Origin of the sequence: Halosimplex marinum, assembly GCF_051414075.1 — an archaeon.
GTDB lineage: Archaea > Halobacteriota > Halobacteria > Halobacteriales > Haloarculaceae > Halosimplex > Halosimplex marinum.
In genome coordinates this window covers 92,622-105,589 of sequence record NZ_JBLKNY010000006.1, presented here as the reverse complement: position 1 = coordinate 105,589, position 12,968 = coordinate 92,622, and the positions used below count along the sequence as shown (strand labels likewise).

Below are 12,968 nucleotides of genomic sequence, written 5' to 3'. Positions count from 1 at the left end.
GTCCTCTTTCGTCCCGGATCGGAGATCATTCGACACAGAGACAGGGGAGTTTCGGAATATTTGCGCGATCATATTCGGATAAGTCTGTCGGACGTGTGGTCGTCGTGTGACGGTTGAGACACTCATCACCGGCGGACGGCTGGTCGGACCGGGCGGGACGGCCGACGCGAGTATCGCGGTCGACGACGGCGAGATCGTCGCGGTCGGCGCGGCGGAGGGACTCCCGGCCGGCGACCGAGAGGTGGACGCGACGGGGAAGCTCGTCATGCCGGGCGTGGTCGACGCGCACGTTCACCTCGACGACATGTTCAGCCGCGACACCTACGAGACGGCCTCGAAGGCCGCGGCGCTGGGCGGGACGACGACGATGCTCGATTTCGCCTGGCAGGCCTGGGTCAGCGAGAGCTCGATCTTCGACGAGGAGAGCACGCTACTCGAGGGTATCGAGCGCAAGCAGGCCAAAGCTGAGGACTCGGTGGTCGACTACGCGCTACACGGGGCGATCACCAGGGAGGACCCGGCGATCTTCGACGAACTCGCGGCCGTGCGCGACGCGGGGGTCACCTCGATCAAGATGTTCACGGCCTACGAGCACGGCCTGCCCAACGGGTTCATCGACGAGGTGTTCGAAGCCGCGGCGGACTTGGACCTGGTCGCCGTGCTCCACACGGAGGACTCGTCGATCTGCGAGGCGACGACCGAGCGCTACAAGCGCGAGGGCAAGGGCGACCCCGAGTACTACCCGCGGTCCCGGCCGGCGCGGGCGGAGGCGATGGCGGCAGACGACGCCATCCGGATGGCGATGGAGGCCGACTGTCGCTACTACGGGATCCACACGACCTGCCGGGACGCCGCCGAGGTCATCGAGTCCCACCGCGCCGAGCACCGCGACCGGATCCGCGCCGAGACCTGCGTGCAGTACACGGTCGCCGACCGCTCGCTGTTCGACGAAGTGGGACTGCTGCCGATGGCCGCCCCGCCGCTGCGGACGCCCGACGACAACGAGGCGATGTTCGAACACCTCGACAAGGGCACGCTCGACGTGGTGTCGACCGACCACTGCGGCTACACCCGCGCGGACAAACAGGTCGACGACTGGTGGGACGGTACCTTCGGGATGAACTCCATCCAGCGAACCCTGCCCGTCTTCCACGACGAGGCCGTCGTCGAGCGCGGCTTCAGCTACCCGTTCATGGTCTCGGCGCTCTGTGCCAACCCCGCCCGGATCTTCGGTATGCCGAACAAGGGGACCCTGGAACCGGGGACCGACGCTGACCTGGTCGTGTTCGACCCCGACGCGACCGAATCGATCGACCCCGCCGACAACGAGTCCATCTCCGACTTCTCGGTCTACGAGGGCCGCGAGGTGACCGGCCGCGTCGAGCGGACGTTCGTCCGCGGCGAGCTGGTCGCCGACGACGGCGAGGTGGTCGGCGAAGTCGGCCACGGCGAGTTCGTCGACCGCGAAGTCCCCGACTGGGACCGATAGACGGCGTCTTCGCGGTTTCTTTTCACGACTCGCGGCGTCGAAGAGCGGCGGCCACCGCGCGGCTGTCGAGTCGGGAGAGCGCAGGGGTGTGAGAACGCGCCGAGCCGGTCAGTGGATCCGGCTGTCGGCGATTCGGTCGGTGGTCCCGGGGTCGGCCGGGCCTTCAGAGGTCGTCCGGGACGCCCTCGAGTTCGGAGGGGACGTACTGGGTGGTCTCGTCTTCCTCGACGAGGTTACAGCCCACGTCCTGGAGGAACGAGGGCTCGACGAGGTTGCCCGCGTCGCCCGGCGGGTCGAGGAACGTGATCTCGTGGTTCTCGTCGGCGCGAGCCACCCGCATGTTGTGGGACATGTGGTGGGTCGGACCGTGCAGCGAGATGTCGCCCTCGGGCGCGGAGATGTCCATGCCCTCTTCGAGCGCGGCGATCACCTCGGGCTGTTCGACCGTGCCGGCCTGCTCGGCGGCCTGCTTGTACAGGTGCGTCGAGAAGTAGTTGTTGTGGCCGCTCTGGTTGAGATAGCGCGCGTCCGGGAACATCTCGTAGTAGCGGTCGACGAACTCCTGGTTGCGCTCGGTGGGGAGTTCCTCCATGTAGTTGGTCCCGACGTTGACGCCTTCGAGCGCCGGCGGGTCCAGCCGCAGGTGCTCGTAGGTCAGGGCCATGCTCGTCGAGGTCCCGATGGGGATGTCCAGCCCCGCGGAGGCCCGCTGGTTGTAGAAGGAGGCGTGGTTCTGACCGACGAGGATCGACATGATCACGTCCGGGTCTTCCTCCTGAATCCGGCTGATCGAGGAGCCGAACTGCGTCTGACTCAGCGGGACGAACTCCTCGCCGATGACGTTCGCGTCCATGTTGTCGGCGAGGATCTTGATCCAGTCGGCCGACAGCTGGCCGAAGTTGTAGTCGGCCGCGATCGTGTAGATGTTGGGGCCGTACTCGTCGACGAGCTGCTCCATCACCGGGACGAGCTGCTGGCGCGCCGTCGCACCCATCGGGAACGTGTAGGAGTCACACACTCCGCCCTCGTACTGGGTCGTGTAGAAGTACAGCTGTTCGTTCCGGTCGACGATCGGTCTGACGGCCTCGCGGACCGAACTCCGGATCCCGGCCCACAGCGCGTCGACGTCGTCCTGGTTGATCAGGCGCCGAGCGTGTTGCTGGAAGGTCGGGATGTCCGACTGCGGGTCGGGCGTGAGCAGTTCCACCTCCCGCCCGAGGATCCCTCCTTCGTCGTTTATCTCCTGGACCGCGAGCTCGCTCGCCTGCACCTTGGGCGTGCCGCCCAGCGCCGCGTTGCCCGACTGGGCGTCGACGACGCCGAGGGTGACCGGCTCCGCGCTGGTCTGACTGCTCGTGGGACCGCCGCTCCCGCCGTCGCCGCCGTCCCCGCCGTCGCCGCCACCGCCGCTGTCACCGTCACCGCCGCCCGAACAGCCCGCGAGCGACGCCGTCGTGAGCAGCGTCGTTCCCGCCGTCCCGACGAACCGGCGCCGCGACATCCTGCCCGGCCCCGAGTCCGGCGAGTCGCTCATCGCCGACCACTCCGCCCGTTTGCCCGAACCGAGTATATGTCATTCGTACAAATAATACCCGAATTCACCACGCTTCGTTGAACTTCGTACACGCATCTCTCGAATTTTCGGCCACATATCAGTCTATTCCTTAATATATACGTACCATGAGGTGGAGTGTAGAGTCCTTTCACATCCTAGTACACCGCCGGCGGCGGGTCGTCCCCGTGGTCGGTGGGGTCGCAGTCGCCGACCGCACCGAGGGGCGGCGTGGCCACTGGCGGCGGCGGTCCACGGCCGAACGGGGCCGGAATGTCACTTCGGCGCGACGGGGTCCCGAACCGGCACCGAGCGGTCGACGCCCTCGGCGAGGCGGTCGGCCAGCGCCAGCAGGGGGGCGTCGTCGTCGGCCTCGCCGACGAGGGTCACGCCCAGGGGCGCCCCGTCCGAGCGCGTCCCGGCTGGGACCGCGACCGCCGAGAGGTCCAGCAGGTTCACGTAGTTCGTGTAGTGCCCGAGGGTCGCGTTCGTCTCCCGGGGCGCGTCGGCGACCGCTTCGATCGAGTAGGTCGTCCCCGTCGTCGGCGTGAGCAGCGCATCGACGTTCTCGAAGACCGCGGCGGCGGCCCGCTCGTTCCCCTGGCGCTCGTACATCGCCTCGAACGTATCGACTGCCGAGTAACTATCGCCTTCCGAGATGATCTCGCGGGTCACGTCGAGCAGCGCGTCCGGGTCGGATTCGACCAGGTCCGCGACGACCGAGAGCCGCTCGGCGACCCACGGACCGCCGTAGAGCAGTTCCGCCGTCTCGCGGAACGGGTCCTCGGGGACCGTCTCGACGGTCGCGCCCAGGTCGTCGAGGCGCTCGACGGCCGCGTCGTACAGCGCGGGCATATCCGGGTCGCCGAAGAATTCGGGGTCGGCGAAGACGCCGACCGTCGGCGAGTCGGGGGCGTCGGCCGTCAGATCCACCCTGTCGGCCGCCGGCCGGGAGTACGGGTCGGCGTCGTCGTGGCCGACGAGCACCGCGCCGACGCGACGTGCGCCGTCGACCGTCGGCGCGAAGACGGCGACGCAGTCGAGCGTGCGACACGCCGGAACGACGCCGTCGGCGCTGATCAGCCCGCGGGTCGGCTTGTAGCCGACGACGCCGTTGAGCGCCGCCGGGACCCGTCCCGACCCGGCGGTGTCGGTCCCCAGGGCGAACGACACCTGTCCGCGCGCGACGGCGACGCCCGACCCGGAACTGGAGCCGCCCGCGATCATCGTCGGGTCGTGGGCGTTGCGGCAGACGCCGTAGGGGCTGCGGGTTCCGACGAGCCCGGTCGCGAACTGGTCCATGTTCGTCTTCCCCAGGAGCACGGCGCCGGCCTCGCGCAGCCGCTCGACGACTGTCGCGCTCCCTTCGGGGACGTACTCGTAGGCCGGACAGGCCGCCGTCGTCGGGACGCCCGCCGCGTCGACGTTGTCCTTCACCGCGAATGGGACGCCGTACAGCGGTCGCGAGGCGGGGTCGACGTCCCCGAGCTCCTCGGCGCGGGCCAGCGCCGTCTCGTCGCAGCGTTCGATCCAGACGTTGAGTTCCGCGTCGGCGTCCGCGCGCGCGATCGCTTCCTCGACGACCGCCCGCGGCGTCAGGTCCGTCTCCCGGTAGGCCCGCCGGAGCGTCGCCACGTCGAAGCGTTCGGGAACCGTCGCGTCGCTCACCGCGACTGCCCCGTTGACCCGCGTTCGCCGCCGTTCGCCGCCGTTCGCCGCCGTTCGACCCGCCGCCGTACCGAAGTCGACGTTTTCACAGTTGTAGGCGTACTTTAACCGAGGGCTGACTTATCACCGCCCCTTTGAACAAAACTTGCTTCGATGAGGGGAATAGAACTGAACGTGCGGTCAAACGAGATCGCAATATTTCGGGGAGTCCACAGCGAGTAGCCCGGCGGGGTCGATATCGGGGTGTGACCCGCCGTATCGACATCAACTGCGACATGGGCGAGAGCTTCGGGAAGTACACGAAAGGCGAGGACGCGGCGGTGATGCCCCACGTCACGACGGCGAACGTCGCGGCGGGCTTCCACGGCGGCGACCCGCACGTCATGCGCGAGACGGTCGCGCTTGCGGCCGAACACGGCGTCCGCGTCGGCGTCCACCCGGGACTCCCCGACAGACTCGGGTTCGGCCGGCGACGGATCGACGCCACGCCCGCCGAACTGCGCGACTACGTCGTCTACCAGCTCGGCGCGCTGCGGGCGGTGGCCGACCGCGCGGGCGTCGAGGTGACCCACGTCAAGCCCCACGGGGCGCTGTACTCGATGCTCTCCGACAGCGAACCACACGCGCGGGCCGTCCTCGACGGCGTCGCGGCGGTCGACCCCGACCTCGTTTACCTCGCGACCGACGCGCGGCTGTACGAGGTCGCCGGCGACTACCCCTTCCCGCGCGTGCTGGAGGGGTACGTCGACCTGGATTACCGCGCCGACGGGAGCGTCGTCATCCCGAAGGAGAAGTCCGCCCGCGACCCCGAACTCGTCGCCGACCGGTTCGTCGCCGTCGCGACAGACGGGGAGGTCGAGACACCGGAGGGTGAAACCGTGGCGGTGCCCGCCGACAGCATCTGCGTCCACGGGGACACGCCGAACGTGGTCGAGATCCTGGAGGCGATCCACGCGCGGATCGACGGGACCGACATCGAACTCGTCGGCGTCGACGAGGTGGCCCGGGCGGCCGAGTGACCGGTCGCGCGGGCATCGCGAGGCGGCCGAGCGGTCGCGGGGCGACCGCGCCGCCGCCGTCAGTCGTCGAGCGGCGGCGCCGTCGCCGGCGGTTCCCGCGGGTCCGCGGCGGCCTCGTAGCTCGCGGCCAGTTCGACCAGCCGGGGCTCGTCGAACGGCGTCCCGAGCAGTTCGACGCCGACGGGGACCCCCTCGTCGGTGAACCCGGCCGGCAACGAGACCGCCGGACAGGACGACTGGGAGCCGATAACCGTGTTCGTCGGGAACGACATCGTCCCGTACGTGCCGTCGCGCAGGTGCGTCTCGGTCGGCGGCAGGACGGGCACGTCGGGGAACGCGACGGCGTCGAGGTCGTGTTCGGCGTGGACGCGGACGACGTGGCGTCGGAGCCGTTCCTGTGCGGCGACCGCCGCCCAGTAATCGGGGTCGTCGGTCGGGTCGGCGGGCCCGTCGACGATCGCGTCGAACAGGTCGGCGACGCAGGGGTGGGGGTCGCCCGCCTCGTCGATGGCCTCGACGGAGCCGGCCGGCGCCCCCGGGCGCGCGGCGAGGAAGTCGTTCAGGTCGCGCTTGGCCTGTAGCACGTACAGCGAGGTGGCCTCGGTCTGCTCGTCGAGGTCGGGGATCGACACCGGATCGACGAGCGTCGCGCCCGCGTCGGCCATCGCCGCCAGCGCGTCCTCGACGACCGCCGAGACCGGTTCGACCTCCGAGGCCGGAGCGTCGTCGTCGCCGAAGGCGTCGCGGAGGACGCCGATGCGCGCGCCGTCGAGCGCATCGCGGTCGAGGTGGTCGAGGTACTCGTCGTCGGTCGCCATCGCCGTCGCGCCGGTCCACTCGTCGTCGGGGTCGTAGCCGACCATCACGTCGAGCAGGCGGGCCATGTCCTCGACGGTCCGTGCCATCGGCCCGGGCGTGTCCTGGCGGGCGACCAGCGGGGCGAAGCCCGTCCGGCTGATCAGCCCCGTCGTGACGCGGATCCCGAAGAGGTTGCAGTAGGCGGCGGGGACGCGGACGGACCCGCCGGTGTCCTCGCCGACGCCGACCGTTCCGAGGTTGGCCGCGACGCCGGCGCCGGTGCCGGCGCTCGACCCGCCCGGGTCGCGAGCGGGCGCGTACGGGTTCTTCGTCCGGCCGGTCGCCGACGAGTAGCCGAACCACGAGGCCGCCCAGTCGCAGAGGTTCGTCTTCGCGAGGACGACCGCGCCGGCGTCCTTGAGTTTGCGCACGACCGCCGCGTCGCTCTCGGGGACGTACTCGTCGAAGACCGCCGAGCCGAAGGTCGTCGTCAGGCCGGCGGTCTCGGCCTGGTCCTTGACCAGCACGGGGATCCCGTGAAGCGGGCCGACCGGGCCCGACGCCTCGAAGGCCTCGTCGAGTTCGGCGGCCCGCTCGGCGGCGTCTGGATTGTACGTGACGACGCCGTTGAGTTCGGGCCCGGCGCGGTCGTAGGCCTCGATGCGCTCGCGGTACCGGTCGACGAGCTCGCGGCTCGTCACCTCGCCGGCGCGCATGGCGTCGTGGATCTCGCTGACAGTCGTCTCGGTGATGTCGAAGTCGGTCGTCATTGGTTGTCTCGGTGGTGGGCGTCGGCGGCGGGAACTGCGGGCGGTCGCGGGGCGGAGAGGGAGACGGAGGGGCGGAAGAGAGCTCAGACCGCGAGATACTCGGCGACCACGTCGTCGTCGCGCAGCTGCGCGCTGTCGAGTTCGTCGACGATGGTGCCGCGTTCGATGGCGTAGCATCGCTCGGCCATCCCCTGGATGACGCCGAGGTTCTGCTCGACGAACAGGACGGTCATCCCGAGTTCCTCGTTGATCGCGGGGATGTCTTCGGTGATCCCCTGGACGATCGACGGCTGGATCCCCTCGGAGGGCTCGTCCAGGACGAGCAGGTCGGGGTTGCCGACCAGCGCGCGACCGATGGCGAGCATCTGCTGCTGGCCGCCCGACAGCGTCCCGGCCTTCTGGTCGGCGCGCTCCTCGAGGATCGGGAAGTAGTCGTAGACCACGTCGTACAGCAGTCGCTCGGCTTCGTCGTTGACGCTCTCGCCGACGAGCAGGTTCTGCTCGACGGACAGGTCCTCGAAGACGTCGCGGCTCTGGGGGATGTAGCCGATCCCGGCCTTGGCCCGCTCGTCGGCCGACCAGCCGGTGACGTCGGTCCCGTCGTAGGAGATCGTCCCCGAGTCGGGGTCGAGCAGACCCATGATCGCCTTCATCAGCGTGGTCTTGCCGACGCCGTTCTTGCCGACGATGCCGACGATCTCGCCCTCGTCGGCCCGCAGGTCGACGTCCCGGAGGATCGGCGTGTCGCCGTAGCCGACGGTGAGCGAGTCGGTTTCGAGCATCTCACTCACCCCCCAGGTAGATGCGGCGGACCTCGTCGTCGGCCCTGATGTCCTCGATCGACCCCTCGCGGAAGACCGCGCCCTGGTGGAGGACGGTCACCGCGTCGGCGATGCGCTCGACGAAGTCGATGTCGTGCTCGATGATGACGAAGGTGATCCCGTCGCCGTTGAGCTCCTGGACGAGGTCGGCGATCTCGCCGCGCTCCTCCAGCGAGAGGCCGGCGACCGGCTCGTCGAGCAGGAGCAGGTCGGGTTCGAGCGCGGCGGCCATGCCGATCTCGAGGCGCTGTTGCTGGCCGTGCGAGAGGTCCGAGGCGGTGACGTCGTCGAACCCGCCGAGGCCGACCCGTTCGAGCGTGTTCGACACGCGCTCGCTCACGTCGCCGTCGACGACGCGCTGGGCCGGTAGCCGGACGTTCTCGAAGGCGGTCATCGCCTCGAACACCGAGGGGACCTGGAACTTGATGCCGATCCCCTGGCGGACCCGCTCGTGCGAGCGCATCTCGGTCACGTCGGCGCCGTCGTAGAAGATACGGCCCTCCGTGGCGTCGTGGCGGCCGGTGATGAGCTTCATCAGCGTCGACTTGCCGGCGCCGTTCGGGCCGATGAGACAGCGGAGCTCGCCCTCCTCGACGCCGAAGTCGACGTCGTCGATGGCGGTCAGGCCGCCGAACTCCTTGACGAGCCCCTGGGTCTGGAGCAGCGTGTCGGTGTCGGGGCCGGTGGCCTTCCCGGCGGGCGTCTCGCGGATGTTCGGGTCGCCCGCGGGGTCTGGGGCGTTCGAACTCATTCGGCGGCCCCCTCCGGGCTCTCGGGCGCGTCGGGGACGCCGCCCCCATCGCGGTCGCTCCGGAACTCGGTCACCTTCCTGTGAACGAAGGGAACGAACCCCTCGGGCAACAGCAGGACGACCCCCAGCAACAGCAGGCCGACGATCACCATCGCGTACTCGCTGCCGGTGATCGAGAGCTGCTGGCGGAACCACTCGATCGAGACGGTCGCGAGGACCGCGCCGAGCATCGAGGTCCGGCCGCCGACGGTGACCCAGACGACGGGCATCGTCGCGAACGTCAGCGAGTAGACGCTCGGGTCGATGTAGTTGCCCCAGGCGGCGTAGAGCACGCCCGAGAACCCGGCAATCGTCCCGCCGAGGGTGAACACGGCGAGTTTGACCCGGCGGATATCGTAGCCGAGCATCTCGACGCGGTCCTCGTCCTCGCGGATGCCGACCATCGCGTAGCCGAAGCGGCCGTTGACCAGCACCCGGAGGCCCAGATACGAGACCACCAGCGCCGAGAGGACGACCCAGTAGAAGGCGCCGCCGCGGAAGCTGATCGAGGTCGCCTCCGTCCCGACGGCGAGGTTGGGGATGCCCGGCATCCCGTTGAACCCGCCGAGCGGGACCGACCCGATGGTCCAGGCGTCGCCCGCGGTCTGGGCCATGAACGTCTGCAGGACGAGCGTCACGACGAGCGTGATGATGGCGACGAAGACGCCGCTCACGTCGCCGTAGAACATGAAGTACCCCAGCAGGAACGCGACGACCGTCGCGACCAGGACCGCGACGGGGATCGCGAAGGTGATCCCGAGCGTGCTGCCGAGGTTGATGCTCACGATGCCGAACGTGTAACCGGCGAATCCGAAGAAGACGACCTGGCCGAAGCTGAGGATGCCGGCGTATCCCCAGACGACCGACAGCGACAGCGCCAGCAGCCCGTAGAGCAGGAACAGCGCCGTGTTCCCGGCCTGGTAGGCGCTGACGAACGTCGGGTAGGCGAACGCGCCGGCGAGCACGAGCAGGAACCCGAGCCAGAACCCCCTGGAGTTGCCGATCGTGTTCGGCCCTTCGAGCGGGTCGCGGATCCGGTCGACCACGCGGGTGACGCCCCCGTCGGCGCTCATGAGGCATCACGCTCCATGCGCTCGCGGGCGTTCTCGACGACGCCCGAGAGCCCCGTCGGCAGGAACCGGAGGATCAACACCGCGACGATAAGCAGTCCGATCTGTCCGACGAAGGTGCCGTAGAGGTTGCTGAGCAGCGCGTCGACCGACCCGAGGACGCCCCCGGCGAGCGTCGTCCCGAGCAGGACCGAGGTGCCGCCGGTGACGACGGCGACGAACGCCTCGACGAGGAACGACGACCCCATGCCGGGGACGATCGACATCGTCGGGGCGTACAGCGCGCCGGCCAGCCCCGCCAGCGCGGACCCGATGGCGAACGTGACGGTGTACATCCGGTCGGTCTCGACGCCCATCGCGGCGGCGGTCTCGGGGTCCTGGATGGTCGCGCGGGCCCGCACGCCGAACTCGGTGCGGGTGAAGACGAGATACGCCGCGACCAGAACGCCGACGGCCACGCCGGCGAGCAGCACCCGATACAGCGAGTAGGAGAACTGCCCGTAGCTGATCGCGCCCAGCGGGATGCCGATGCTGTTGAGCGAGTTGCCGAAGAGGATGCGCGCCGCCTGCGTCAGCGCGAGTCCCACCGCCCAGGTGGCGACCATCGAGTCCAGCGGCCGGTCGTACAGCCGATGGATGATCGTCCGCTCCAGGATCAGGCCGGCGACGGTCGTCACGGCCACGCCGGCGACGATGGCGACCGGCAGCGGCGCGCCGGCGTTGTAGGTCATCGTCGTCCCGTAGGCGCCGATCATGATGAACTCGCCGTGGGCCAGGTTGATCACGTCCATCATCCCGAAGATGATGGCCAGCCCGATGGCCGCGAGCACGATGAACGCGAAGCTGTCGAGGAACTGTAGCAGGAGGTTGATCCCGTTGACCATCCTATCCCGCCTCCTCGAAGTAGTCCTGGGGCGTGTACTGGGTCTCCTCGTCCTCGCTGGTCAGGTCGCAACCGACCGTCTCCGTGAGGAACGTCTCGGGGATCACTTCGTCTTTGACCGCCGAGACGTTGTGCTGGTCGTCGGCCTTCATGACCCACATGTGGTGGTCGACGTGATGGGTCTCGGGGTCGAGCCTGATCGACTCGCCCTCGGGCGCCTCGGGCGCCTCGTAGGTGATGCCCGACTCCAGGGCCTCCTTGACCTCGGGCTGTTCGAAGGTGCCGGCCTGCTCGACGGCCTTCTTGTACATGTAGATCGAGAAGTAGTTGTTTTCGGCCTCCTCGTTGAGATACGGCGCGTCGGGCCACATCTCGTAGTAGCGGTCGACGAACCCGCCGTCGCGCGTGTTGCGCTCGGTCGGGACCTCCTCCATGTAGTTGACGCCCGCGTAGATGTTGGCCATCGCCGGGGGGTTCAGGCGGCGGTGCTCGTAGCCCTGGGCCATCGCCGTCGAGGTCCCGATAGGCACGTCCAGACCGGCCGAGGCCTTCTGCTCGTAGAAGGAAGTGTGATTCGCGCCGACGAGCATCGACATCACGAAGTCGGGGTCGGCCTCCTGGATGCGGTTGATCGTCGAGCCGAACTGGGAGTTCGACAGCGGGATGAACTCCTCGTCGACGACCTCGGCGTCGTTCTCGTCGGCCAGCACCTTCACCCAGTCGGCCGACAGCTGGCCGAAGTTGTAGTCGGCGGCGATGGTGTAGATCTTCGGGCCGTACTCCTCGACGAGGTAGGGCAGGACGCTCCCCAGCTGCTGGCGAGCGGTCGGCCCGACGGCGAAGACGTTTTTGTCGCAGACACCGCCCTCGTACTGGGTCGTGTAGAAGTACAGCTGGTCCTCGCGGTCGATCGTCGGGCGGATGGTCTCACGGGTCGCCGAGGAGTAGCCCGCCCACAGCGCGTCGACGTTCTCCTGCTGGATCATCCGCCGCGTGAGTTCCTTGTAGCGCTGGTTGTCCGACTGGGGGTCCGGGTCGAAGTACTCGATCTCCTGCCCCATGATCCCCCCGTCGTTGTTGATCTCCTCGATCGCCAGCAACGACGCCTTGTGCTTGGGCGACCCCACGAGCGCGAAGTTGCCCGACTGGTCCTCGAGGATCCCCAGCTTGACCGTCCCCCCGGCACCGGTCGACGTGCCCGCCGCGGAGCCGCCGGAACACCCGGCGACCGCCGCCCCCGCCAGCCCGGCACCCCCCGCGAGGAACCGACGGCGACTGACACCGCCGTCGCTCATACCGCCCCCTCCAATTCAGGTTCGTCGCTGAATTTGGCCATGATGCCATTGTTTCCACCACTGTATCCGTCCGTCACCGCATGAACGTCCATCATATGCGTACGTACCTTCGATTTCGCAGACGGCAAATAAGGGTTTGCACTCTCGTATTATAGATGTCCAATACTCCTCGCTTGAATATTAGGGAATGTTAGGACGGCACGGAAACAGTGAACATTCGAACGATGGCGACGATAAAACCACAGTTCCGCAATTATGCCGATCGCGGCGGCTGAGCGCGATCTCCGCGTCAGTCCGGGTCGGTTCCGCGAAACGTGACAGCGAACGAACGATCAGAACGAACGGCAGATATCCACGCGAATCACACGGCGGGCTGGGGGACGCTACTCGTCGACGACGACCACCTTCACCTGCTGGACGCCGCCGAGCGCGCGCAGGCGGTTGGCGAGTTCGGTGATGTCGCCGGCCGCCCCCTCGACGACCAGCGTCTCCATGCAGGTGTCGTGCGAGAGGTGGATGTGCTGGACGGAGGTGATCGCCTCGGCCATCTCGTGTTGGATCGTCTGGAGGTCGTCGGCGATGCCGTCGACGTGGTGGTCGTGGACGACCACGATGGTGCCGTGGTGGTGGCCGCCGCCCCCGGTCTCCCACTCGTAGTCCGCGAAGAAGTCCCGCAGCGAGTCCCGGACCGCCTCCGACCGGCTGTCGTACTCCCAGTCGTCGACGATGCCGTCCAACCGCTCGACCATCGACGACGGCAGCGTCAGGCTGATGCGGTCGATGTCGTCGCTCATGCCCCCGGCTACGACGGTC

The 12,968-nt window shown here is 68.6% G+C and carries 11 protein-coding genes; 2 read left to right on the top strand and 9 right to left on the bottom strand.

Features of this window, described 5'->3' with window-relative positions; genetic code table 11:
- Positions 1 to 106 precede the first annotated feature (106 nt).
- A complete protein-coding gene (locus ACMGFI_RS16910; RefSeq protein ID WP_436911040.1) occupies positions 107 to 1,489 on the top strand; it encodes a dihydroorotase in 1,383 nt (460 codons plus the stop codon).
- A gap of 163 nt (positions 1,490 to 1,652) precedes the next feature.
- Here the strand turns inward: ACMGFI_RS16910 and ACMGFI_RS16905 are convergent, their stop codons facing one another.
- Positions 1,653 to 3,023: an urea ABC transporter substrate-binding protein gene (locus ACMGFI_RS16905; protein ID WP_436911038.1), complete on the bottom strand. Its 1,371-nt coding sequence runs from the start codon at positions 3,021 to 3,023 to the stop codon at positions 1,653 to 1,655.
- A gap of 294 nt (positions 3,024 to 3,317) precedes the next feature.
- Positions 3,318 to 4,709: an allophanate hydrolase gene (gene atzF, locus ACMGFI_RS16900; protein WP_436911036.1), complete on the bottom strand. Its 1,392-nt coding sequence runs from the start codon at positions 4,707 to 4,709 to the stop codon at positions 3,318 to 3,320.
- A 245-nt stretch (positions 4,710 to 4,954) separates the two neighbouring features.
- Here atzF and ACMGFI_RS16895 point away from each other — a divergent pair, with 245 nt between their 5' ends.
- Complete coding sequence (locus ACMGFI_RS16895; protein WP_436911035.1) at positions 4,955 to 5,728, top strand: LamB/YcsF family protein; 774 nt, start codon at positions 4,955 to 4,957, stop codon at positions 5,726 to 5,728.
- A gap of 59 nt (positions 5,729 to 5,787) precedes the next feature.
- Here the strand turns inward: ACMGFI_RS16895 and ACMGFI_RS16890 are convergent, their stop codons facing one another.
- From ACMGFI_RS16890 to nikR, 7 genes are all read right to left on the bottom strand, one after another.
- Entirely contained in the window at positions 5,788 to 7,296 is a 1,509-nt protein-coding gene (locus ACMGFI_RS16890) for an amidase (RefSeq protein ID WP_436911034.1), read from the bottom strand.
- Between the two features lie 83 nt (positions 7,297 to 7,379).
- Positions 7,380 to 8,078: an ABC transporter ATP-binding protein gene (locus ACMGFI_RS16885; protein ID WP_436911033.1), complete on the bottom strand. Its 699-nt coding sequence runs from the start codon at positions 8,076 to 8,078 to the stop codon at positions 7,380 to 7,382.
- A 1-nt stretch (position 8,079) separates the two neighbouring features.
- On the bottom strand, positions 8,080 to 8,868 hold the full coding sequence (locus ACMGFI_RS16880) for an ATP-binding cassette domain-containing protein (RefSeq protein ID WP_436911032.1): 789 nt from the start codon (positions 8,866 to 8,868) through the stop codon (positions 8,080 to 8,082).
- Positions 8,865 to 9,980, bottom strand: a complete 1,116-nt coding sequence (locus ACMGFI_RS16875) for an ABC transporter permease subunit (RefSeq protein ID WP_436911031.1) — start codon at positions 9,978 to 9,980, stop codon at positions 8,865 to 8,867. Before ACMGFI_RS16875 ends, ACMGFI_RS16880 begins: the two co-directional genes overlap by 4 nt.
- Entirely contained in the window at positions 9,977 to 10,861 is an 885-nt protein-coding gene (urtB, locus tag ACMGFI_RS16870) for an urea ABC transporter, permease protein UrtB (RefSeq protein ID WP_436911030.1), read from the bottom strand. Before urtB ends, ACMGFI_RS16875 begins: the two co-directional genes overlap by 4 nt.
- A 1-nt stretch (position 10,862) precedes the next feature.
- Positions 10,863 to 12,155 carry an urea ABC transporter substrate-binding protein gene (locus ACMGFI_RS16865; protein WP_436911029.1) on the bottom strand — a complete coding sequence of 431 codons (1,293 nt, stop codon included), beginning with the start codon at positions 12,153 to 12,155 and terminating at the stop codon, positions 10,863 to 10,865.
- Positions 12,156 to 12,538: 383 nt separating this feature from the next.
- On the bottom strand, positions 12,539 to 12,949 hold the full coding sequence (gene nikR / locus ACMGFI_RS16860; RefSeq protein ID WP_436911028.1) for a nickel-responsive transcriptional regulator NikR: 411 nt from the start codon (positions 12,947 to 12,949) through the stop codon (positions 12,539 to 12,541).
- Positions 12,950 to 12,968 lie beyond the last annotated feature (19 nt).